Here is a 21,836-nt window from a genome sequence, read left to right as displayed (position 1 = left end):
AGCCGGGATCCGCCCGACAGTGGTCAGACCCACAACACCGCGATGAAGATGTTCGCCGCCGTCAGCGCGCCCACCGTGCCGAACGCGGCGGCCTCGACCTTCTCCTCGTCCCGCTTCACATAGACCAGGCCCAGGATCACGACGAGCAGGGCGAGCTTCACGCCGATCTTCACGGTGTTGACCGTGTCGCCCTGGCCCTGGTGGAGACCGACCAGCGCGACCCCTGTGACCAGCATCGTCAGCGCGCCGTGCAGCATCGCCGGCACCATGCGGGCCTCGCCCTTGCCCATCGCCTTCATCTGCGTGAGGAACCCGCCGAGCAGGGAGGCGATGCCGATGATGTGGAGGCCGACGACGGCGTGAATGAGAACGTCCATGGGCACCGACCCTAGCCGGGGCCATAGCACCACCCCGCGCCCAGGTGGGGCAGGGACACCACCTCGGTCAGTCCCCGGCACCGTCCTTCCCAGTCCGGCAGGGGCGGCCCGCCAGGTGCGATCGCCAAACAGCCGATTCAGGGCAATAGCGGTCATGGCCGTTTCCCGGTGATCCAGAGGTTTAGCGTCCTCCTCCAGACGGCGGTGGCCCGCCCTCACCCCCCTCGTGCGGGCCACCGCCGGTCCCCCCTGCCGGACGGAAGGAAGTGACGGCCGCCGTGGCCACGCACCGAAAGCCCAAGCACCACCCTCTCGCCGGCAGCACCGCCCGTACCGCGGCAACTCTCGCCCTCGCGGGCGCGGCCACCGCCACCGCGCTCGAGGGCACCGGCCACGCCGCCCCCGCGCCCACTCCCGCGCAGGCCAAGGCCCAGGTGGCCCGGTACTACCAGCAGGCCGAGGTCGCCACCGAGCAGTACAACGGGGTGAAGGAACGCTCGGACCGCGCCCGCTCGGTACTCGCCGGGCTCCAGGACGAGGCCGCCCGCAAGACCGAGCGCCTCAACGCCGCCCGCAACGCCCTCGGCTCGTTCGCCGCCGCCCAGTACCGGGGCGGCTCGATGCCCACGAGCATGCGGCTGCTGCTGTCGACCAGCCCGGACCGCTTCCTGGAGAACGCCTCACTGGCCGACCGCGCGGGCCAGGGGCAGGCCGCCGCGATCTCCCGGGTCCGCCGGGAGCTGCTGGACGTCCAGCGGGTGCGGACGACGGCGGAGGCGCGGCTCGCCGAGATCCGGCGCGAGGAGAGCGCGCTCGCCGCGCACAAGCGCACCATCGACGCCAAGCTCGACCGGGCCCGGCAGCTGCTGAGCGAGCTGCCCGCCGAGGAGGCCACCGCGATCCGTACGGACTCCGGCACGGGCGTGGCGAAGGCGGCGGACACCGCGAAGGCGTCCGTCGCGACCGGCTCGGAGGCGGTCGGCGAGGTGGCCGGCGCGGTGTCGGGGCGCGCTGTGCCGGGACGTGCGGGGCGGGCGGTGGCCTTCGCGTACTCCGCGCTCGGCAAGCCGTACGAGTGGGGGGCGACCGGCCCGTCGGCCTTCGACTGCTCGGGGCTCACCCAGGCCGCGTGGCAGGCGGCGGGGGTGTCCCTGCCGCGCACCACCTACACCCAGATCAACGCCGGGCGGCGGGTCTCCCGCGACCGGCTCGCCCCGGGCGATCTGGTGTTCTTCTACTCCGGGATCAGCCACGTCGGCCTCTACGTCGGCGACGGCAAGATGATCCACGCCCCGCACCCGGGGGCCCCGGTGCGGGTCGCGCCGGTCGACGAGATGCCGTTCGCGGGGGCGACGCGGCCGGCGTGAGGCCCGGGGCCGGGGCGTACGGGGTTAGTGGGCCACCTGCTTCGTCAGCCACTTGAAGACGTCCGGAACCTGCCGCTTCCAGACGGCCGTGCCGTGGCCGCCCGCGCCCGCCGGCACCAGGACGGTCTGTACCGTCGTCGGCGGCTTGGCCGCCTGCTTGAGCGCCTGCCCGCCCTGATAGCCGTCGGTCTCGGCGCCGGAGACGAAGAGCGCCACCTTGGGCGGGGTCGCGGCGTGCTCGAGCATCTTCAGCGGGTTGTTGGCATCGCGCAGTTCCGGTGTCTTCGCGGTGAGCGCGCCGGGCTCGCCGGCGGGGTCGTTGTAGCCGGACAGGCTCACGCCCGCGCGGTAGCGGTCGGGGTGGGCGACGGCCAGCTTGGCGGCGCAGTGGGCGCCCGCGGAGTAGCCGGCGACGGCCCAGCCGTCGGCCCGGTCGTCGGCGCGGAAGGTGTCGGTGACCATCTTGCGGACGTCGACGCTGAGCCAGGTGTCGGCGTTGACCTTGCCGGGGATGTTGGCGCAGCCGGTGTCGGTGTCGCCGAGGAGGGTGGTGCGCGGCGCCACGATGATGAAGGGGGCCACCTCGCCCCGCCGCATCATGGGCCCCAGCTGGGTGTTCACCTCAAGGGTGCCGAACCAGGCCTTCGCCGAGCCGGGGAAGCCGGGCAGCACCTCGACCACGGGGAACTTCTTGTCCTTGTACGCGGGGTCGTCGTACTGCGGGGGCAGCCAGACGTAGACCTCGCCCTCCACGCCGGATATGTGGCCCTTGAGCTCGGTCTCCAGGACACCGGGGCCCATGCGCTTGTCGGAGGTGGGCTTGAACTTGGCGACCGCCTTCGGCCCCTGGTCGGGCGCCTTGCCGCCGGTGCCGTCCGGGCCGAGGTCGGCGGCCGCCCTGACGTGGTCGCCGGTGCCGAGGAGATCGGCCCAGGTGTCGAAGAGACCGTTGCTGTTGTTGACGATGACGAAGACCATCACGATCGCCGTGGCCTGCGCGAACAGCAGCATCAGAAAGCGCGTCGCGTGCCGGACGGGCCGCGGCCCGCCTATTCGGCCCCAGAGGCCGAGCGGCAGCGCGAGGGCCACCACGACCAGGGCGATCGTGATCAGGAGGAAGGGGGTCCCCGTCAGGCTCATCGGATCATCGGGCTCTCGTTTCCGGTGCTGTTCGTCGCCTGTGACTAGATGGCGAGGAGCTCCGGGAGGTTCCGCCGACGGCCGCCCGACGGGCGGGGGTCACACCAGGCGACGCGCCGTCGCCCAGCGTGTCAGCTCGTGCCGGTTGGAGAGCTGGAGCTTGCGCAGCACCGCCGAGACATGCGATTCCACGGTCTTCACGGAGATGAAGAGCTGCTTGGCGATCTCCTTGTAGGCGTAGCCGCGCGCGATCAGCCGCAGCACCTCGCGCTCGCGCTGGGTCAGCCGGTCGAGGTCCTCGTCGACGGGCGGGGCGTCCGTGGAGGCGAAGGCGTCGAGGACGAAGCCGGCCAGGCGGGGCGAGAAGACCGCGTCGCCGTCCTTGATCCGGAAGATGGCGTCGACCAGATCACCGCCGGTGATCGTCTTGGTGACGTAGCCGCGGGCGCCGCCCCGGATGACGCCGATGACGTCCTCGGCGGCGTCGGAGACGGACAGGGCGAGGAAGCGGACCGGGCTCTCCTGGCCGCCCATCAGCGCGGCGCAGCGGCGCAGCACCTCGACCCCGCCGCCGCCGGGCAGATGGACGTCCAGCAGCACCACCTCGGGGCGGGTCGCGGTGATCACCGTGACCGCCTGGTCGACGTCGGCGGCCTCGCCGACGACCTCGACGCCCGTACGGTCGGTGGCCCCGATCTCGGCCTGTACGCCCGTCCGGAACATCCGGTGGTCGTCGACCAGCACGACCCGGACATGGCGCTCCGCCGGCTCCCCTGCCGTCTGCTCGGTCGTCATGCGTTCTCCGCCCTCTCCATCTCCAGCTCCCATTCCGTCCCCCCGCCGGGCGCGGGTCGCACGCGTGCGGTGCCGCCGTTGCGCTGCATCCGGCCGATGATCGACTCCCGGACGCCCATCCGGTCCTCCGGTACCGCGTCCAGGTCGAAACCGGGGCCGCGGTCGCGCACCGAGATGAAGACCGTACGCCCCTCGACCTCCGCGTACACCTGCACGGCTCCGCCCTCGCCACCGTACTTGGCCGCGTTCACCATGGCCTCACGGGCCGCCTGGAGCTGGGCGTCGAGCCGGTCGTCGAGGGGGCAGTCGCCGACCACGACGACCTCGATGGGCACCCCGTGGTGGTCCTCGACGCGGGCGGCGGTGTCCCGGACGGCTTCGCCGAGGGTGCTGGGCTCCTCGGCCTCCTCCTTGCCGCGGCCCTCGGGGTCGTAGAGCCAGTTGCGCAGCTCGCGCTCCTGGGCGCGGGCGAGCCGGGCGACCTCGCGGGCGTCCTCGGCGTTGCGCTGGATGAGGGTGAGCGTGTGGAGGACGGAGTCGTGGACGTGGGCGGCGACCTCGGCGCGCTCCTGCGCCCGGATGCGCATGGTCCGCTCGGCGGAGAGGTCCTGGGCCATCCGGACGACCGAGGGCCCTGCCAGCAGCGCGATGCCGACCACCATGGCGAGCGACGCCTGGAGGACCGTCCCCAGGTGCTCGACGGAGCCCTGGAGGACGACGACGCCGGTGGCGCCGACGCCGACCAGCACCACGCCCGCGCCCGCCCGCGCGAGGGGCAGGACGCGCTTGCGGCGGCCGACCTCCACCCAGTGGGCGCGGCGGGCGTTGTCGGCCTGGCGCCAGACGAGGGCGACGCCCGCGCCGATCAGCACGAGGGGCACGAGGTAGGCGTTGGCGCGGCCGAGCTTGAGGCGGTCGAGGAAGACGAAGGCGCTGACGACGAGCGCGACGAGGGCGGCGGCCTGCCCCCGGTCGGGCTTGCGGGCGAGCAGCCTGCGGTGCCCGTCGGCGGAGACGGAGACCTCCGTGAACGGCCGGCGCGGCGCCTCGACACCGCCGACGCCGAGCGGCACGACGAACCAGAACACCGCGTAGAGCAGCGCGCCCATTCCCTGGGCCATCATCAGCGCGACGAACACCAGCCGTACCCAGGCCACCGGCACGCCCAGATGCCCGGCGAGCCCGCGCGCCACGCCGCCGAGCATCCGCCCTTCGTCGCTGCGGTAGAGCCTGCGCAGGGGCGGGCCGTCGGGGTGCGGAGCGGTGGTCATGCACTGATCGTCACATGGGCGGCCCGGCGCGGGCATCAGGGTCGACCCTGACGGGACCCGGGGAATACCGGAGGTGACGTGGGGTCAGGCCCGGGAAGCCAGGCCCGGGAAGTCAGGGCCCGGGAAGTCAGGGCCCGGGAAGTCAGGCCCGCCCCGGACCGGCCGGGCTCCGGTCAGGGCCGCTCCCCCGTGCGGAAGCCCTCGCGGGCCACGTCGAACACGGGCCGGTGGCGCTCCCAGTCGGCCTTCGGCGCGGACAGGTAGATGGCGTACTCGGCGCCGCCCTCGCGGCCGAAGCCCAGGTCGACCGCCTGGAAGTCCCGGGCCCGGCCGGACCAGGTGAACTCCCATATGGCCGCCGGTTCACCGCGGAAGGTCGTCTCCTGGAGCCGGCCCCGGCGGTAGTTCCGGATCTCCGAGGAGGCCTTGAGCTGCTGCTCGACGTCCTTCCAGTGCTGGACGTGGTCGCGACCCGCGAAGTCCAGGACGTTGATCTTGAGACCGACGAGCCCGGTCGGATCGATGTAGTCGACCTCGCGGGAGGACTTCTCCTGCCGGGTCCAGCCGTTGGGGACGGGGAAGGAGACGCCCAGCCGCTTCTCCTCGACCAGGTGGTAGCCCTGGGGGACGGGCGGGTAGGTCGGCGGCGGCTCCGGCGCCGGGGTGGCGCTGCGGGCCGGGGCCGGGGTCGGGGCGGTGTCGGGCCGCTCGGCCGGGGTGTCCTCGCCGCCGTCCCGGGTGAGGACGTACGCGCAGACCGCGAGGGCGCCCGCGACGACGGTCGCGGCGACCGCCCACCACCAGCGGGCCGCCCGGCGGCGGGGCTTGGCGGGGGCGGCCGGGGTGGACGAGGGCCGGGCGGCGGGACCGAGGGTGGGCCCGCCGGTGGGTGCGGTGGCCATCGGCACGGTCGCCGGGACGGGCGGGGCGGCCGTCGGGGCGGCCGTCGGCGCGGTCGCCGTGGCGTCCGGCCGGGGCGCGGGGGCGGGAGCAGGAGCCGGTGCGGGGGCGGCTTCCGCGCCGGTCTGCCGCTCGGCGGCCGCCTCCGGGCCGGGCGGGCCCGGGCGGGGCGTCGGATGGGCGGCCGTGGCGGCCTCGGCCGCCGGCTCCCGGAGGATCTGCTCGACCAGCTCGGCCGGGGGCCGCAGGGCCGGGTCCTTGGCCAGCAGCGTCTCGATCAGCTTGGTCAGCGGCCCCGCGTGCCGCGGCGGCACCAGCGGGTCCATGGCGATGGCGTACGCCGTCTCGACGGCGGTGTCCCGCCGGAACGGCGGCCGTCCCTCCAGGGCCTGATAGAGCGTGGCGCCGAGCGCCCACAGATCGGAGGCCGGTCCCGGCTTGGCGCCCTTGACGCGCTCGGGGGCGATGTAGTCGATCGAGCCGACCATCTCGCCGGTCTTGGTGAGGGTGGAGGTGCCGGTGGACTGGGCGATGCCGAAGTCGGTGAGGACGACCCGCCCGTCGTGCCCGAGAAGGACGTTGCCGGGCTTCACGTCGCGGTGCAGCACCCCGGCCGCGTGCGCGGCGCGCAGCGCGGCGGTCATGCCGCGCCCGATGCGGGCGGCGTCCTCGGGGCGGACCGGGCCGCGCTTGAGGACGTCGCCGAGCGTCGTGGACGGCACGTACTCCATCACGATGCAGGGCAGGCCGCCGTCCTCGACCACGTCGTGGACGACGACCACATTGGGGTGGGCGATCCGGGCCGCGCTGCGCGCCTCGCGCCGGGTGCGCTCGTAGAGGGTGGCGAGCTCGTCCTCCTCCAGGCCGGGGTTGACGTGCAACCGCTTCACCGCGACCTGACGGGCCAGCAGCTCGTCCTCGGCGCGCCAGACGGTGCCCATGCCGCCCCGGCCTATCCGCTCGGCCAGGCGGTACCGGCCGGCGACCAGCCGACCCGCCTCAGGCGCTGCACCGTGCACCGCGCGACCCCCTCCGTCCCCCGTCGTACGTTCGATGCGCCACCATAACCGGATCCATCTCAGGGGTGATCTCAGGGAACGTCCAGGGTCGGCACGGGTGCCGTACATACATTCCGGTTGACACCATGTCCCTATGACCGACGCGCCACCCACCCCCGAGCCCGCCGCCACACCGCCGCTGCGGCGCAGCCGTGATCACAAGCTGATCGCCGGGGTCTGCGGTGGGCTCGGGCGCTGCTTCGACATGGATCCCGTCATCTTCCGGGTGGCGCTCGGCGTGCTGGGCGTCACCGGCGGCCTGGGCCTGATCGTCTACGGCTTCGCCTGGCTGCTGATCCCCCTGGAGGGCGAGGAGGAGAACGAGGCGCGCCGGATGCTCTCCGGGCGTGTCGAGGGCGCGGCGCTGACCGCCGTGCTGTGCGCGCTGGTGGGCTCCGGCCTCTTTCTCTCCATGCTCAACAACAGCGGTGTGATGTCCTTCGCCCTGATGCTGATCGTCACCCTGAGCGGTGCCGCGTACTGGTCGCAGCACCGTCGGCTGGCCGAGGCCGGGCCGGAGGACGCCGAAGGGGCGGAGGGCACGGCGGCCGGGGCGGCACGACCCCACAAGGCGCACAAACCGCACAAGGCCATGGAGGCCCCGCCGGAGACCCAGGCCCCCCCGGCACCGGGCGCCCCCTCCTGGTGGCGCGACTCCGTCCGGGACTCCGCCCCGGGCGCCCCCGGCACGGGCTATCTCTGGGGCCCGGACGAGGACGTCCAGGACACCGCGGTCCCGATCCGGGACCGCGTCGCCAAGTGGGCGCACGGGTGGGCCGGAACGGTCACCGGCACCGGCCCGTCGGCGACCGGCCCGGGCCATGGCGCCCACCCGGCCCCGGCCTCCGAGCGTGCCGCCGAACGCGCCACCGGACCGGCGTCCGGGGCCGGGCTCGGGGTCGACCTCGGGGCCCGGTCCGGGGCAGGGGCGGGCCAGGGCCCATGGCTGGGCGGCTGGACGTTCCTGCTGGCCCTGGCCGCCTTCGGCCTCGGCACCGGACTGACCTGGCATCACCGCCCGTTGACCACCTCCCTGGAGTTCGGGCTGGCCGCCGCCCTGGTCGTCTTCGGCCTGGGCATCGCGATCAGCTCCCGGTACGGCCGCACGGGCGGCGGCACGGTCGTCGCGGCCGTGCTCACCGGCGCCCTGCTGGCCGGCGCCGCCGCGCTGCCGAAGTCCGTGACCGCCGACTGGTCCCGCACGACCTGGCGCCCGGCGAGCCAGGCCGAGATCCGTGAGCACTATGAACTCGGCACCGGCGTCGGCGTGCTCGACCTGACCGGCGTGCCCTGGTCCAAGACCGGCGGAGCGGCGCCGTCCGGCGTGACCGCGGCGGTCGGGGCGGGCAAGCTCCAGGTCGTCCTGCCGCAGGACGTCACGGCGGAGCTCAGCATCCACGTCGGCGTCGGCGACATCCAGCTCCCGGGCGAAGGCCCCCAGGACGTCGACATCCAGCCCGGCGGACACCGCCGGACCACCCTGTCCCCCGGCGCCGGGCACCCCTCGCACGGCACCCTGCGCCTCGAACTCAAGGCCGGCATCGGCCAGGTGGAGGTGATCCGTGGCACGGCATGACTTCGAACCGGGAAGGCTGGTCATCGGCCTGGTGCTACTGGGCGGCGGCCTGGCCTATCTGGCGGCGGCCGACGGCCGCTGGCGCATCCCCTCCTATCTGCTGCTGCCCGTCCTGGCGGGCGGATTCTGCCTGGCGGGCCTGGTCTCCTCCCTCTCCTTCGCCGCTCGCCGCCGCCGGGCGCGCCTCACCGACCGCGACGGGCAGCCGGAGCGACTCGGCTGAACGGCACCCCTCCCCGGGCACGCCCCCTCCACCGGCCGGCCAGCGCCGCGTCCGCCGAGAGCAGGGGCGCGCCCGCGAGTATCAGCGGCAGCCAGGCCATCAGATAGACGAGGTCATTGCCGTAGTAGTAGGGCGTGGCCGCCCAGCTGACGGTCAGCCAGAGGCTCAGCGATATCAGGGCGCCACCCGCCGCCGCGATCCGCGCGAAGAGCCCGAGGAGGGTGCCCAGGCCCACCGCGAGCTCGCCCAGCGCGATCGCGTAGCCGAAGCCGACGGGGCTCTTCAACGCGAGATCCACCAGCCCCGGGAGCGCGGCCGTGCCGCGCACCGACTCCATCAGGGCACCGATGGAGCCCTGCCCGCCGTCGCTCGCCAGAAAGGCGGAGTCGGTGAGCTTGTCGAGGCCCGCGTAGACGAAGGTGATCCCGAGGAAGAGGCGCAGCGGGAGCAGCGCGTAGCGCCCCGAGTCCCCTCGCGCCCTGTATGAGGGGCCCGCCTTGTGTGACATGCCGTCGGCCATCGCCGCCCTCGCCTTCGCTCGCCGTCCCCCGCCCGTCGTACTCCGACCATACGTACGGAACGCGTAACGCGTTCAGCCCTGTGGACAACTCCGGCCGGGGACCGGCGGGGTTGTCCACAGGGCTTGCGCGTTATGGGAACGGCGTGGTGGAGGTATGCGTCAGGCTCCGGAGCGGACGCCCAGTGCGCTGCCCTCCAGCCACTGCTCCCAGGTCAGGTTCCAGTCGCCGTAGCCGTTGCCGAAGTGGTCCATGGGCTTGGGCTTGGTGCTGCCGGTGACCTGGACGACGTCGCCCTTGAGGGTCAGCTCGTACAGCCACTTGGCGTCGGCGGTGGACATGCCGATACAGCCGTGGCTGACGTTCTCCTTGCCGAAGGACTCGGCGTTGTCGGGTGCCGCGTGGACGTACTCGCCGCTGATCGTCTCGCGCATGCTGTAGTCGTACGAGCCGTAGAAGCCGTCGGGGTGGTTGCGCGGGATACCGATGGAGAGCGAGTCCATGACGACGCGGCCCTCCTTGGCGAGGATGGTCTTGACGCCCTCGCGGGTGCCGAAGCCCTTCGACTCGTCGCCACCGCTGACCGAGATGGTGCGCAGGGTCTTGCCGTTGCGGACGACGGTCAGCTTGTGGGTCTTGAGGTCCACGGTGTTGACCATCGAGTCGCCGATGGTGAAGGAGATCGTCCGGTCTCGGTCGGCCGCGGTGCCCTCGGCGAGCTTCACGCCCGCGAGCCGCGCGTCGAGGGTGACCTTGGTACCGGCGGGCCAGTACTTCTCGGGGCGGAAGTGGACGCGCGTGTCGCCCTTGGACTCGTTCCAGTGCCAGGCGCCGGGGACCTGCGGGGAGGTGGAGACCTTCAGCCGTCCCTCGATGCCGGCGCGCAGCTCCTTGGCGACCTTCTGCTGCTTGAAGACGATCGCGATGGGCTGGCCCACGCCGACCTTCTCACCGTTGGCCGGGGCGATCTCGGGCCGTACGACCCTGGCGGCGCCCTTGAGCAGCGCGGCCTCCGGGGCGGGCTTCTCCGTGACGGGGGCGGGGGCCGAGGGGGTGGCGGCGGGCGAGGCCGGCGCGGAGGACTTCGCGGGCCGCTCCTCAGCCTCGGCGCCACCGCCGCACGCCGTGACGGCCAGCCCGGTCAGGGCGAGGGCGGCGGACAGCCCGACGGCACGGGTGAGGCGCATGGTTCTCCTACCGGTTCGTGGCACGACAGAGCCGAGGCGGGGCCGCCTCGGCTTCCGACCATCATAAACAAGGTAAAAGAACTGCAAAGACGCCCAAAAGAACGAGCCACCCCCGCCGAACGGCGGGGGTGGCCACCGGCCGGCGCCTCAGTCCAGCAGCTCCGGCTCACTGCGGGTGATCTGCTGATACAGCGGCTGGTAGTTGATCCACGCCACCAGGTCGTTGCCCAGCTGATCACGGGTGTGCTCGGCGCTCTTCGGGTCGATGAGCACGGGCTTCCCGGCGGCCTTCGCCGCCAGCTGCACCTGGCAGGACCGTTCCATCGTGATGAACCACCACGCGGCCGCGTCCACCGAGTCGCCCACGGTCAGCAGTCCGTGATTGCGGAGGATCACCGCCTTGTGCGACCCGAGGGCGGAGGCGATGCGCCGCCCCTCCTCCTCGTCCACCACGACGCCCGTGTAGTCGTCGAAGAGCGCGTGGTCCTGGTAGAACGCGCAGACGTCCTGGGTGATCGGCTCCAGCAGCTCCCCCAGGGTCGACATCGCGCGTCCGTAGGTGGAGTGGCTGTGCGCGGCGGCGACGACGTCGGGCCGGGCCCGGTGAATCTGCGAGTGGATCGCGAAGGCGGCCTGGTTGACATGGTGGCGGCCCTGGACGACCTGCCCCTTGTGGTTCACCAGGATCAGATCGCTGACGGTGATGTGCTTGAAGGACATGCCGAACGGATTGACCCAGAAGTGATCGGTGAACTCCGGGTCCCGCGCGGTGATGTGCCCCGCGACCCCCTCCTCGAACCCGAACCGCCCGAAGAGACGGAGCGCGGCGGCCAGCCGTTCCTTGCGGTGGCGCCGTTCGTCTTCGACGGAGTCGTGCTTGGGGGGCATGGCGAAGTGGAGCTGGTCGGTGGGGATGGGGGTGGGGGGCGGTGCGCTGGCGCCGGTCTCGGGCATGGGGCGGCCTCCTCCGTGATCCGTGACTGTGGCAGGGAAGCTACCGCCGGGTTTCGGAGGAGGCCAGGGGCGAGGCTCTGTCTCCCTACGCGCGGGGCGACGACGGTTGATCGCGGTGAGGTCGAAATGCCGCTGCCGCCACCCAAACGAATGAGCGACGGCACCGACGTGCGACCGGATCAAGCGCGCCGCGCTCCCGGCCCCTTCGCGTAGCCGTTCGCGATGACCACGTCCGCCATCCGCCCGAACGACGCCGGGTCCGCCGGCATGGAGGCGGCCAGGCCGTCCACGTAGCGGTTGTACATGCAGAACGCCGCCGCGATCAGCACCGTGTCGTGGATCTCCACATCCGTGGCGCCCGCCTTGCGGGCGGCCGCGACGGCCTCCTCGGTGACCTCCTTGCCGCCCCGCCGGACCAGACCGGCGATGGTGAGCAGAGCGCCGATCTTCTCCGGGAAACCGGAGAAGTCGTGGTCGTCCAGGACGCGGCGGACGGCCGGCATGCCGCCTTCGAGTTCGCGGGCGGCGACCTCGGAGTGGCCGCCGGTGCAGAAGGTGCAGCCGTTGCCGTGCGAGACATAGGAGGCGATCAGTTCGCGCTCGCCCCGGGAGAGCGGGCCGGGGGCGCGGAGCAATGCGTCCGCCAGGTCGTTCAGCGGGTCGGCGGTCTCCGGGCGGAAACGCATCAGGCCGATGATTCCGGGCGCGTCGTTCCCCACGTCTATGTGCGGCACAACATCTCCTCTCACTAGCGTGGATCCATCAGATCCATCAGCATTCCGCACCGGAAGCACGCCGCATAGACAGAGAAACGGCCGTGCCGCCCACTCCACACAAGGAGGGGCGGCACGGCCGTTTGTCATCGCGTGGGATTTACTCCCACTCGATCGTCCCCGGCGGCTTGCTGGTCACGTCCAGCACCACGCGGTTGACGTCGCGCACCTCGTTCGTGATGCGGGTGGAGATCCGCGCCAGCACGTCGTACGGCATGCGCGTCCAGTCCGCCGTCATGGCGTCCTCGGACGAGACCGGGCGCAGCACGATCGGGTGGCCGTACGTACGGCCGTCGCCCTGCACGCCCACGCTGCGGACGTCGGCGAGCAGCACGACCGGGCACTGCCAGATCTCGGCGTCGAGGCCGGCGGCGGTGAGCTCCTCGCGGGCGATGGCGTCGGCCTCGCGCAGCAGGTCCAGGCGCTCCTGGGTGACCTCGCCGACGATGCGGATGCCGAGGCCCGGGCCCGGGAAGGGCTGGCGCTGGACGATCTCCGCGGGCAGGCCGAGCTCCTGGCCGACCATGCGGACCTCGTCCTTGAAGAGCTGGCGGAGCGGCTCGACGAGCTCGAACTCCAGGTCCTCGGGGAGGCCGCCCACGTTGTGGTGGGACTTGATGTTGGCGGTGCCGGTGCCGCCGCCGGACTCGACGATGTCCGGGTAGAGCGTGCCCTGGACGAGGAACGCGACGTCCTCGCCGTCGGCCGCGCCCTCGGCGACGATCTCGGCCTGCGCCTGCTCGAAGACGCGGATGAACTCCCGGCCGATGATCTTCCGCTTGGTCTCCGGGTCGGAGACGCCGGCGAGCGCGCCGAGGAATCGCTCCTGCGCGTCGACGACCTTCAGCTGGACGCCCGTGGCGGCCACGAAGTCCTTCTCGACCTGCTCGGTCTCGCCCTTGCGCATCAGGCCGTGGTCGACGTAGACGCAGGTCAGCTGGGAGCCGATGGCCTTCTGCACCAGGGCGGCGGCCACGGCGGAGTCCACGCCGCCGGACAGACCGCAGATCGCGCGCTTGGTACCGACCTGGGCGCGGATCGCCTCGACCTGCTCGTCGATCACGTTGCCCGTGGTCCAGGTCGGCTCGATGCCCGCGCCGCGGTAGAGGAAGTGCTCCAGGACCAGCTGGCCGTGCGTGGAGTGCATCACCTCGGGGTGGTACTGCACGCCGTAGAGCTTCTTCTCGTCGTTCTCGAAGGCGGCGACCGGCACCAGGTCCGTGGAGGCGGTGACGGCGAAGCCCTCGGGCGCGGCCGAGCAGGCGTCGCCGTGCGACATCCACACGGACTGCTCGACGGGGGTGCCCTCGAAGAGGGTGGAGCCGGCCTTGCTGACGTGCAGCTCGGTGCGGCCGTACTCACGGGCGCCCGTGTTGTCGACGGTGCCGCCCAGAGTCACGGCCATCAGCTGGAAGCCGTAGCACATGCCGAAGACGGGGATGCCGGCCGTGAAGAGGGCCAGGGCGTCGTCCAGGCGCGGGGCGCCTTCCTCGTACACGGAGGAGGGGCCACCGGAGAGGATGATCGCCCGGGGCTTCTTGGCGAGCATCTCCGCGACGGGCATCGTGCTGGGGACGATCTCGCTGTAGACCCGGGCCTCGCGGACGCGGCGGGCGATGAGCTGGGCGTACTGCGCGCCGAAGTCGACAACGAGCACCGGTTCCGCGGTGTTGTCGTGGACGGCGGCGGGGGGTGCTGCTGACACGGGAGCGGCCTTCCGGCGGTCGGGAGGGGGTCTGTATTTGTCGATTCTACCGGGGAGCGGGGGGTTCCTTTTGTCTCACCATCCGAAAACCGGCCCGGGCCGCGTTGGCCATGGGGCCGTTCCCGGGCCATACTGGGCGCCATGCGCAAGCACCTGACCTTCGTCTTTACCTATGGCACCCGGCCCGTCCGGCTGCCATGGTCGTGCTGCTTGAGCAACTGACAAGCGACTTCCCAGGCGCCCCGGGCCGACAAGGCCCGGGGCGCCTGTCGTTTTCCCGGACCTGTCCGCCTCCGGGGGCCCCGGCCCTTTTGGAGAATCCGACATGACCATGAACGCCCACGGCGCCATCGCCACCACCGCCGCCGCTACGGTCCCCGCCGACACCGGCGCCCGTACCCCCGAGGCCGCCGGAGTGATCACCGACGCACGACAGCGGATCGACGATCTCGACGGCCGCATCATCGGCCTCGTACAGGAGCGGATGGCCGTCTCGGCGGTGATCCAGCGCGAGCGCATCTCCTCCGGCGGCCGGCGCGTCAACCTCTCCCGCGAGATGGAGATCCTCGGCCACTACCGCGAGCAGCTCGGCCGGCCGGGCACCGCGCTGGCCATGACCCTGCTGGAGCTGTGCCGGGGCCGGGTCTGAGGAGCGGAAAGCCGGGCCGGGGCCGTCAGCCGTGCGAACCGGGCCCGTCACCCGTACGGCGCCGTGACCGGCGGCTGATCATCTTCGTTAATACCGGTGACCGCGCCAGCCAGGAGCGGTCCTCTTGAGATCCACGCGTGGCTTCCGTCCTTGTCCGCCCGGGCGCCCGGCATCGGCAGGGCGGATCCACCGGAGTGGGAGACGCGCGAGCACGCGTGTCGTGGGACCCCCCTCCGGTGGCAAGGCGACCGGTCAGCAGGGGACAGCAGCCCGGCCGCCGCCCAAGGGACGGTCGGTTCCGGGGACGCCTGGAACCGACCGTATCCGGTCGAAACGGTTGCGCCCGGGAGGCGCATCCTCCACGATGCCAAGGGGAACCCCAAGTCCGCACCAATTCCCTTGCGTCCCATCGCCATTCCCACCGCCATTGGTTCAACCATCCGGTTCGACCAACAGGTTCGACATCCCCCAGCCCGCGGCGCTCCCCCCGGCGCCGCTCCGCGGCACCGACCCTGCCCTGACCTCGGTGCCGGCAGTCAAGGGCCCCGTGGCCGTCCGCACGCCCCCGCGGAGGCGGCCCGGGGCCCTTCGCCGTGCTCGCGCTACTCCGCCCGGCGCGGCACCCTCGGCACCGGCAGGCGCAGCGCCGCGAAGGCGTCCTTGGGCACGGCCGGGTGCCGGGGCTCCACGGCGGCCGTGCGCTCGTACGCCCGTCCCTGGGCGGGGCGGGGGTCGGCCTCCCCCTTGTTCGGCCAGAAGGACATCGCGCGCTCGGCCTGTGCCGTGATCGTCAGGGCCGGGTTGACGCCGAGGTTGGCGGAGACGGCCGCGCCGTCGACGACCGAGATGCCCGGGTGGCCGTGGAGCCGGTGGTACGGGTCGATCACGCCCCGGGAGGCGTCGGCGCCGATCGGGCAGCCGCCGATGAAGTGCGCGGTGAGCGGTGTGCCGATGAGCTCGCCGACGTTGCTGCCCGGGAAGCCGTTGATCTCCTCCGCGACGAGGGACGCCGCCCGTGCCGCCTGCGGGATCTGTACGGGGTTGGGCTCGCCGTGGCCCTGCCGGGCCGTGAGCAGGCCCTTGCCCGGGCCCCTCGGCCGCCGGTACGTGGTGAGGGAGTTGTCCAGCGACTGCATCACCAGGCCGATGATCGTGCGCTCGGACCAGCGGCGGTTGGACAGCGACCGCAGCAGCAGAACGGGGTGGCGGACGCACCGTCCCGCGAAGGCCACCGCCCGGGGCGCCTTCGTCCCGACCGGCACCTGGAGGACGGACAGGAAGCCCATCGCGTTGGAGCCCTTGCCGTAGCGGACGGGCTCGATGTGGGTGTCCGCGTCCGGGTGGACCGACGAGGTGATCGCGACGCCCCGGGTGAAGTCGGGCCGCTCGCCGTGGCGTTCGCGATAGCGGCGGTCGGTGGTCTGGGAGCCGACCACCGCTTCGGAGTTCGTCCTGGTCAGCATGCCGAGCCGCGGGGAGATCCCGGGCAGCAGGCCCTTGTCCCGCATCGTGTGCAGCAGCGTCTGCGTGCCGTACGTGCCGGCGGCGAGCACCACGTACCGGGCGCGCAGCGTCCGCGGGCGCGCCCGGCGGCGCCCGTTCCGCCGGTCCGTGGGGACGGTGACGACGCGGTACCCGCCGTCGCGGTGCTCGGTGACGGCCAGCACCGTCGTCATCGGGTGGATCACCGCTCCGGCGCGCTCGGCGAGGTGGAGGTAGTTCTCGCAGAGGGTGTTCTTCGCCCCGTGCCGGCAGCCCGTCATGCACTCGCCGCACTCGACGCAGGCCCGCCGGTCCGGCCCGGCGCCCCCGAAGTAGGGGTCGGGCACCTCCTCGCCGGGCCGGGCGCGGCGCTCGCCGTCGCCGTCCCGCCCGTCCCCGAAGAACACCCCGACCGGCGCCATGTGGAAGGTGTCCCCCACGCCCATCTTCTCGGCGGCGGCCTTGAGATGGACGTCGGACGGGGTGGTGGTCGGGTTGACCCGCACCCCCAGCATCCGCCGGGCCTGCTCGTAGTACGGGCGCAGCTCCCGCTCCCAGTCGGTGATCCCGGCCCACTGCGGGTCGTCGAAGAACGCCTTCGGCGGTATGTAGAGGGTGTTGGCGTAGTTGAGCGAGCCGCCGCCGACGCCGGCGCCCGCCAGCACCATGACGTTGCCGAGCAGGTGGACGCGCTGGACGCCGTAGAGGCCGAGGGCCGGGGCCCAGAGGTAGTTCCGCAGGTCCCAGGAGTTCCTGGGCAGGGCATCGCGGGTGAAGCGGCGGCCCGCCTCCAGCACGCCCACGCGGTAGCCCTTCTCCGTCAGGCGGAGGGCGGAGACGGAACCACCGAAGCCGGATCCGACCACGACGACGTCGTAGTCGTAGTCGTACGGCGCTTCCTGCGGCTCTTCCCGCGGTGCCTCGTGTTCTGCCGATGTCATCGCCATCCCCCCTCAGCGCAGCCGGAGCGCCTTCAGGGCGCGCAGCCCGCCCGTCATCAGCCGTGCGTACGCCTCGTCGTCCAGGCCGAACGCGGGTCCCATCGGCACCAGTCGCTGCTGGGCTATCGTCTGCGCCTCCGTGTACTTGAGGATGCCCTCCGCGCCGTGCCGCCGGCCCAGGCCGGAGTCGCCCATGCCGCCCATCGGCGCCCGGGCGCTGCCGTAGGCCGCCGCGTACGCCTCGTTGACGTTGACCGTGCCGGCCCGCAGCCGGGCCGCGACCGCCCGGCCCCGGCGCCCGTCCGCCGTCCACACGCTCGCGTTGAGGCCGTACGGGGTGGCGTTGGCGAGCCGCACCGCCTCGCCCTCGTCGTCGAAGCGGTAGACCGAGACCACCGGGCCGAACGTCTCCTCGGTGCAGACCGCCATGGGCGGTTCCACTCCGTCCAGGATGGTCGGTTCGTAGAACAGCGGCCCTATGTCCGGCCGGGGGCGGCCGCCCGCGAGGACCGTGGCGCCCTTGGCCACCGCCTCGTCCACGTGCCGGCTGACGTTCTCCAGCTGCCGCCGCGACACCAGCGACCCCATGTCGGCGCCGTAGGCGAGGCCGGTGCCCAGGCGCAGGGCCTTCGTGCGCGCGGCGAATCGCTCCAAGAAGAGGTTTGCGACGGAGGAGTGGACATACAGCCGCTCGATGGAGACGCACAGCTGGCCGGCGGAGGAGAAGCAACCGCGGACCGCGCCCGCCGCCGCCTTCTCGACATCCGCGTCGCGCAGCACCAGCATGGCGTTCTTGCCGCCCAGTTCGAGCGAGCAGCCGATGAGCCGGGCCGCCGCGCCCTGGGCGACCTCTCGGCCGGTGCGGGTGGAGCCGGTGAAGGAGACGTAGTCGGCGTGGGCGACCACGGCGGGGCCGACGACCGGGCCCTCGCCGAGCACCACCTGCCACACGTCTTCCGGAAGCCCGGCCTCTATCAGCAGCTCGCGGGCCCACAGGGCGGTCAGCGCGGTCTGGGTGTCGGGCTTCATCACCACGGCGTTGCCCGCGGCGAAGGCGGGCATGGCGTCCCCGACAGACAGCTCGAAGGGGTAGTTCCAGGGCGCTATCTGGCCCACCACGCCGCGCGGCACGCGCAGTTCGGTGACGCGGGTGAGGGTGGGGAGGACGCCCAGGTGCGCCTTGGGCCGTAGATGGACGGGGGCCCACCGGCCGTAGTGCCGGGCGGCGACGGCGACGGCCTGCACCTCCTCATGGGCGTGCAGCCGGGCCTTGCCCGTTTCCAGCTGGACGAGGTCCAGTATCTCGGACTGGCGGGCGAGCACGAGGTCATGGAAGCGCAGCAGTACGGCCGCCCGGCGCCGTACGGGCGTCTCCGCCCAGGCGCGCCGCGCCTCGCGGGCGCGGGCGAAGGCCTCCGCCACGTCCTCGGGCGAGGACTGCGGCAGGTCGGCCAGCTTCCACCCGGTGAAGGGGGCGTGGCTCACCGTGCGGCCGCCGGAGCTCACCACCGCGCGCGTGAGCCGGGCGACGAGCTCCGGGGTGACGACGTCGGCCGCGACGCGGGGGCCCGCCGGGGCGACGGGATTGCCGTCGGGGACGCGGTCGCCGTCGGGGACGGCGCCGCCATCGACGACCGGCTTGCCATCGGCGACTGTTCCAGTGTCCTGCGTGTCCGTCATGCGGGTGAGCGTATGCCGGGCGGAACGCTTTGGGTACCCGTCGGTAATGGAACGGTGCGGGCCGCGGCGGCTCACTTCCCCTTGATCTGCCAGTACTTGTTCGCCTGCTCGAAAAGCCGGTCGCCGTTCTTGCGCCCGTCGCCGGCGGCGGGCATCCAGACCTCGAACTTCCACAAGGCGGAGGCGTCCTTGTCGATCACGACCTGGATGCGGCGGAGCTGCCGGATGCCCTTCCCGTCGCTCTTGGGGCTGTAGTCGACCGTGATCTCCCGCGCCTCCAGACCGTCGTGAGAACCGGGATTACCAGTGGTGAACTTGAGGTCGTAGGTCTGGGAGTTGCTGGTGTCCTTGAAGTAGTCGGTGAGCTTCTTCGTCTCCTCCTCCATGGTGCCGACCTGAACACTGTCGGAGGACTGCGTGGACGCGGATCCCTTCGCCTTGTGGGTCACGAAGAGCGTGAAGACGCCGCTGGGATCGTCGAACTGGACGTACCCCTTGTCGGGGAAGCCCGTCCTGACGTAGTCCTTCGGCAGCGCCACCGACGACTTGACGATCTCGGCCTCCGGACGGACCTCCCAGCCCTGAGGAATCGTTTCCTTGGCGAAGGGGTCCACGATCACCAGCGTGAGCGCCACCGCAGCGGCCACCACGCCGCCGCCCAGCCCGTACCAGGCCTTGCGGTTGCCCTGAAGGACCGGCGGCACCCACTTGCTGCCGGTGACCGCGGCGACCGGTGCCGTACCGGCCGGCGCCGTGCCCATGGACGTCCGGGCCGGCGACGTACTCCGGTGAGCCGATGAGCGCGCCCGTCTCCGTCAGGCGCCGCTCGCCCTCGATCTGCGCGATGCCGAAGTCCGTCAGGACGACCCGGTCGTGCGCGCCGATCAGGACGTTGTCCGGCTTGACGTCCCGGTGCAGCACTCCGGCCGCGTGCGCCGCGGTCAGCGCGCCGAGGACGGACAGGCCCACGCGGGCGGCCTCGCGCGGGTCGAGCGTGCCCTCGTCGAGCCGGTCGCCCAGCGACCGGCCGCGCACGAGCTCCATCACGATCCAGGGGCGCCCGTCCTCGACGACCACGTCGTGGACGGTGACCACGGACGGATGGTCGATCCGGGCCGCGGCCCGGGCCTCGCGCCGCATGCGCTGGTGCATCTGCTCCCGCTGGTGCTCCGGCAGGTGGTCGGGCACGCGCGGCTCCTTGACCGCGACGTCGCGGCCGACGACCTCGTCGTGGGCCTTCCAGACCGTGCCCATACCGCCGTGCCCGAGGCGGGAGAGGAGGCGGTAGCGGCCGCCCAGCAGCCGGGCCGGGTCCGGACCGGAGGGCCGCGCGGAAGGCTGCGTGGCCATGTGGGTGTCCGCTGCGGCCCGTGCGGCAGCCGGGTCCGGTTCGGCAGCCGGGTCCGGTTCGGCGGCCGCCGAACCGGACGGCCGAGGCCCCTCCGGCGGCTGAAGGTTGTAGCTGGTGGGCGCCTCGGCCCGTCCCCCGTTGATCGTCATGGACATCTCTTACCAAGGGTCCCGCGCCCGACGCATCTCGCGGACCCGGTGTCAGGGGGATGAAACCGGCCTGGTCCGAACAAAAGTGGACAGCGCCGTGTCGAAGTACCGCTTGCCCTCGTCCGCCCTGCCCACCGGGGAGGACACCCACACGTCGTACATCTTCTCCCCCTCGTCCCAGGCGAGGTCGTAGGTGTGCCGGGGGCCGGCCGGGGCCTTGCCCTCCTTCTCGTCGAAGCCGTCCCAGGTGAACTCCCAGGACGCCGCCCGGTGACCGCGCAGTTCGGTCCGTTCGACCGTGCCGTCCCGGTAGCCGGGGTAGCGGTCGGGGGCGAGGGCGGCGGAGGCGCGCATGACCGTGATCGGGCCGCCCTCCTGGGCGTCCTGGATGAGGAAACCGATGCGGAAGTCCTTGCCGGGCGAGTAGTAGAAGATCCGCGGCGGCTCCAGGGAACGGGTGAACCCGTCGGGCACGGCGAAAGCGAAGCCCGCCGGGTCCTGGACGGAGCGATAGCCGGCGGGCGCGGTGACGGAGGCACTGGCGGGTGGTGGCGGTGGCGTGGACGGCGACGCGGAAGCCGCCGAGGCGCCGGGCGTCAAGGGCGCGGAGAAGGGCGGTTTCCCGTCCGCGAGCCCCCTCTTCGCGCCCTCCTCGTTCATCAGCAGCGCCACCGCCCCGGCGCCCATGCCGGCCAGCGCGACCACGGTGAGCGCCACCGTCAGGGCCGTACGGGCGTGGTTCCCGGACAGCGCCGGGGCACTGGGCACGAGCGGGAGGGCGGGCCGCGTGGGCAGCCGGTCCGGGGGCAGCCGGCCGGCCTCCAGGAACGCCCTCAGCAGCGCCTCCGCCTCGTCCGCGCCCATCCGCCGCGCCGGGTCCCGCTCCAGCAGGCCGCGGACGACCGGCAGCAGCGGGCCGGCCGCGACGGGCGGCCGGATCTCGTCGTAGACGACGGCGTGGAGGATGCCGCCCAGCGAGTCCCGGTGGAACGGCGACTCACCACTGAGCGCGGTGCACAACAGGACTCCCAGCGACCACAGATCGGACTCCGGACCCGCGCGCCCGCCCGACATCCGCTCCGGCGCGGTGTATTCGGGCGAGCCGACGAACGCGCCCGTCTCCGTGATCGTCGTGACGCCCGAGACCTGGGCGATGCCGAAGTCGGTGAGCACGACGCGGCCGGTGGCCTCCTCCAGCAGGACGTTGGGCGGCTTGATGTCCCGGTGCAGCACGCCCCGCGCGTGCGCCGCGCGCAACGCGCCCAGCAGCGCGATCCCGATCCGCGCCGCCTCCTGGACGCCGACCGGCCCCTCCGCCGACAACAGGCCCGACAGGGAACGGCCGTCGATCAGCTCCATGACGATCCAGGGCCGGCCGTCCTGCTCGACGATGTCGTGCATCACGATCACGTTCGGATGCCTGATCAACGCGACGGCGCGCGCCTCGCGCAGCATCCGCCCGTACTGCGCCCGGGTCTCCCGCTCGGACGGCTGCTCGTCCACGTGCAGTTCTTTGACCGCGACCTCGCGCGCCAACAACTCGTCCGTGGCACGCCATACAGTGCCCATACCGCCGCGCCCGATCTTCCGGCCCAGCCGGTACCGCCCGGCGATGAGACCGCCGTGTGCAGCGAAGGTGCCCATGAGCCCATATTGCCCCACACCCACCCGCCCGACCGGGCCCGTACCGGACGCTTCACCCCCTGGCACGCCCCCCGCCCGCTCGGCGTCACGCCCCCC

18 protein-coding genes and 1 pseudogene are annotated in these 21,836 nt (G+C 72.7%); 4 read left to right on the top strand and 15 right to left on the bottom strand.

Annotation, left to right across the window (positions count from 1 at the left end; translation table 11 throughout):
• Positions 1-23 precede the first annotated feature (23 nt).
• Entirely contained in the window at positions 24-377 is a 354-nt protein-coding gene (locus ACFYZR_RS04965; protein ID WP_391905109.1) for a hypothetical protein, read from the bottom strand.
• Positions 378-655: 278 nt separating this feature from the next.
• Here ACFYZR_RS04965 and ACFYZR_RS04960 point away from each other — a divergent pair, with 278 nt between their 5' ends.
• On the top strand, positions 656-1,744 hold the full coding sequence (locus tag ACFYZR_RS04960; RefSeq protein ID WP_391905107.1) for an NlpC/P60 family protein: 1,089 nt from the start codon (positions 656-658) through the stop codon (positions 1,742-1,744).
• A 24-nt stretch (positions 1,745-1,768) separates the two neighbouring features.
• Here ACFYZR_RS04960 and ACFYZR_RS04955 read toward each other — a convergent pair whose 3' ends face one another.
• From ACFYZR_RS04955 to ACFYZR_RS04940, 4 genes are all read right to left on the bottom strand, one after another.
• The gene (locus tag ACFYZR_RS04955) at positions 1,769-2,884 is read right to left on the bottom strand and encodes an alpha/beta hydrolase (protein ID WP_391905105.1); all 1,116 of its coding nucleotides are present in this window, start codon (positions 2,882-2,884) and stop codon (positions 1,769-1,771) included.
• Between the two features lie 99 nt (positions 2,885-2,983).
• Positions 2,984-3,712, bottom strand: a complete 729-nt coding sequence (locus ACFYZR_RS04950) for a LuxR C-terminal-related transcriptional regulator (protein WP_391905102.1) — start codon at positions 3,710-3,712, stop codon at positions 2,984-2,986.
• Positions 3,676-4,950: a PspC domain-containing protein gene (locus ACFYZR_RS04945; RefSeq protein WP_391905099.1), complete on the bottom strand. Its 1,275-nt coding sequence runs from the start codon at positions 4,948-4,950 to the stop codon at positions 3,676-3,678. Before ACFYZR_RS04945 ends, ACFYZR_RS04950 begins: the two co-directional genes overlap by 37 nt.
• Before the next feature lie 173 nt (positions 4,951-5,123).
• Positions 5,124-6,791, bottom strand: coding sequence for a serine/threonine-protein kinase (locus ACFYZR_RS04940; protein WP_391906014.1), 1,668 nt, complete (start codon positions 6,789-6,791; stop codon positions 5,124-5,126).
• A gap of 211 nt (positions 6,792-7,002) precedes the next feature.
• On the opposite strand from ACFYZR_RS04940, the gene ACFYZR_RS04935 reads away from it, so the two are divergent.
• Positions 7,003-8,484 (top strand): PspC domain-containing protein, encoded by a 1,482-nt coding sequence (locus ACFYZR_RS04935; RefSeq protein WP_391905096.1) that lies wholly within the window; start codon positions 7,003-7,005, stop codon positions 8,482-8,484.
• Positions 8,471-8,707, top strand: coding sequence for a hypothetical protein (locus ACFYZR_RS04930; RefSeq protein WP_391905093.1), 237 nt, complete (start codon positions 8,471-8,473; stop codon positions 8,705-8,707). Before ACFYZR_RS04935 ends, ACFYZR_RS04930 begins: the two co-directional genes overlap by 14 nt.
• Here the strand turns inward: ACFYZR_RS04930 and ACFYZR_RS04925 are convergent.
• From ACFYZR_RS04925 to guaA, 5 genes are all read right to left on the bottom strand, one after another.
• Complete coding sequence (locus tag ACFYZR_RS04925; protein WP_391905091.1) at positions 8,670-9,215, bottom strand: DoxX family protein; 546 nt, start codon at positions 9,213-9,215, stop codon at positions 8,670-8,672. The genes ACFYZR_RS04930 and ACFYZR_RS04925 overlap by 38 nt on opposite strands.
• A 171-nt stretch (positions 9,216-9,386) precedes the next feature.
• Complete coding sequence (locus ACFYZR_RS04920) at positions 9,387-10,412, bottom strand: Ig-like domain-containing protein (protein ID WP_391905090.1); 1,026 nt, start codon at positions 10,410-10,412, stop codon at positions 9,387-9,389.
• 147 nt (positions 10,413-10,559) lie between these two features.
• Entirely contained in the window at positions 10,560-11,366 is an 807-nt protein-coding gene (locus tag ACFYZR_RS04915) for a class II aldolase/adducin family protein (protein ID WP_391905087.1), read from the bottom strand.
• Between the two features lie 179 nt (positions 11,367-11,545).
• A complete protein-coding gene (locus ACFYZR_RS04910) occupies positions 11,546-12,100 on the bottom strand; it encodes a carboxymuconolactone decarboxylase family protein (protein WP_391905084.1) in 555 nt (184 codons plus the stop codon).
• A 139-nt stretch (positions 12,101-12,239) separates the two neighbouring features.
• Positions 12,240-13,844 carry a glutamine-hydrolyzing GMP synthase gene (gene guaA, locus ACFYZR_RS04905; protein ID WP_391905081.1) on the bottom strand — a complete coding sequence of 535 codons (1,605 nt, stop codon included), beginning with the start codon at positions 13,842-13,844 and terminating at the stop codon, positions 12,240-12,242.
• A 325-nt stretch (positions 13,845-14,169) separates the two neighbouring features.
• On the opposite strand from guaA, the gene ACFYZR_RS04900 reads away from it, so the two are divergent.
• Complete coding sequence (locus tag ACFYZR_RS04900) at positions 14,170-14,493, top strand: chorismate mutase (RefSeq protein ID WP_391905077.1); 324 nt, start codon at positions 14,170-14,172, stop codon at positions 14,491-14,493.
• A gap of 602 nt (positions 14,494-15,095) precedes the next feature.
• Here ACFYZR_RS04900 and ACFYZR_RS04895 read toward each other — a convergent pair.
• The 5 genes and pseudogenes from ACFYZR_RS04895 to ACFYZR_RS04875 form a co-directional block, all read right to left on the bottom strand.
• Positions 15,096-16,916, bottom strand: coding sequence for a GMC family oxidoreductase N-terminal domain-containing protein (locus ACFYZR_RS04895; protein WP_391905075.1), 1,821 nt, complete (start codon positions 16,914-16,916; stop codon positions 15,096-15,098).
• A 12-nt stretch (positions 16,917-16,928) separates the two neighbouring features.
• Complete coding sequence (locus ACFYZR_RS04890) at positions 16,929-18,596, bottom strand: succinic semialdehyde dehydrogenase (RefSeq protein WP_391905072.1); 1,668 nt, start codon at positions 18,594-18,596, stop codon at positions 16,929-16,931.
• 71 nt (positions 18,597-18,667) lie between these two features.
• On the bottom strand, positions 18,668-19,357 hold the full coding sequence (locus ACFYZR_RS04885; RefSeq protein WP_391906067.1) for a hypothetical protein: 690 nt from the start codon (positions 19,355-19,357) through the stop codon (positions 18,668-18,670).
• 73 nt (positions 19,358-19,430) lie between these two features.
• Positions 19,431-19,850: pseudogene (locus ACFYZR_RS04880) on the bottom strand (protein kinase); the annotation flags it as partial.
• Between the two features lie 297 nt (positions 19,851-20,147).
• Positions 20,148-21,740: a serine/threonine-protein kinase gene (locus tag ACFYZR_RS04875; RefSeq protein ID WP_391905069.1), complete on the bottom strand. Its 1,593-nt coding sequence runs from the start codon at positions 21,738-21,740 to the stop codon at positions 20,148-20,150.
• Between the last annotated feature and the right edge of the window lie 96 nt (positions 21,741-21,836).

The sequence above is a fragment of the Streptomyces sp. NPDC001678 genome (assembly GCF_042892945.1).
Taxonomy (GTDB): Bacteria; Actinomycetota; Actinomycetes; order Streptomycetales; family Streptomycetaceae; genus Streptomyces.
The sequence above is the reverse complement of the archived record's forward strand: the minus strand, read 5'-3'. Positions and strand labels throughout refer to the sequence as shown.

Bases quoted from the DNA above. Each gene is read 5' to 3' on its own strand.
- ACFYZR_RS04935 (WP_391905096.1), top strand. From the start codon at position 7,003: ATGACCGACGCGCCACCCACCCCCGAGCCCGCCGCCACACCGCCGCTG.
- ACFYZR_RS04915 (WP_391905087.1), bottom strand. From the start codon at position 11,366: ATGCCCGAGACCGGCGCCAGCGCACCGCCCCCCACCCCCATCCCCACC.
- ACFYZR_RS04945 (WP_391905099.1), bottom strand. From the start codon at position 4,950: ATGACCACCGCTCCGCACCCCGACGGCCCGCCCCTGCGCAGGCTCTAC.
- ACFYZR_RS04875 (WP_391905069.1), bottom strand. From the start codon at position 21,740: ATGGGCACCTTCGCTGCACACGGCGGTCTCATCGCCGGGCGGTACCGG.
- ACFYZR_RS04940 (WP_391906014.1), bottom strand. From the start codon at position 6,791: ATGGGCACCGTCTGGCGCGCCGAGGACGAGCTGCTGGCCCGTCAGGTC.
- ACFYZR_RS04965 (WP_391905109.1), bottom strand. From the start codon at position 377: ATGGACGTTCTCATTCACGCCGTCGTCGGCCTCCACATCATCGGCATC.
- ACFYZR_RS04900 (WP_391905077.1), top strand. From the start codon at position 14,170: ATGACCATGAACGCCCACGGCGCCATCGCCACCACCGCCGCCGCTACG.
- ACFYZR_RS04955 (WP_391905105.1), bottom strand. From the start codon at position 2,884: ATGAGCCTGACGGGGACCCCCTTCCTCCTGATCACGATCGCCCTGGTC.
- ACFYZR_RS04925 (WP_391905091.1), bottom strand. From the start codon at position 9,215: ATGTCACACAAGGCGGGCCCCTCATACAGGGCGCGAGGGGACTCGGGG.
- ACFYZR_RS04950 (WP_391905102.1), bottom strand. From the start codon at position 3,712: ATGGGAGCTGGAGATGGAGAGGGCGGAGAACGCATGACGACCGAGCAG.
- ACFYZR_RS04920 (WP_391905090.1), bottom strand. From the start codon at position 10,412: ATGCGCCTCACCCGTGCCGTCGGGCTGTCCGCCGCCCTCGCCCTGACC.
- ACFYZR_RS04895 (WP_391905075.1), bottom strand. From the start codon at position 16,916: ATGACATCGGCAGAACACGAGGCACCGCGGGAAGAGCCGCAGGAAGCG.
- ACFYZR_RS04890 (WP_391905072.1), bottom strand. From the start codon at position 18,596: ATGACGGACACGCAGGACACTGGAACAGTCGCCGATGGCAAGCCGGTC.
- ACFYZR_RS04885 (WP_391906067.1), bottom strand. From the start codon at position 19,357: ATGGGCACGGCGCCGGCCGGTACGGCACCGGTCGCCGCGGTCACCGGC.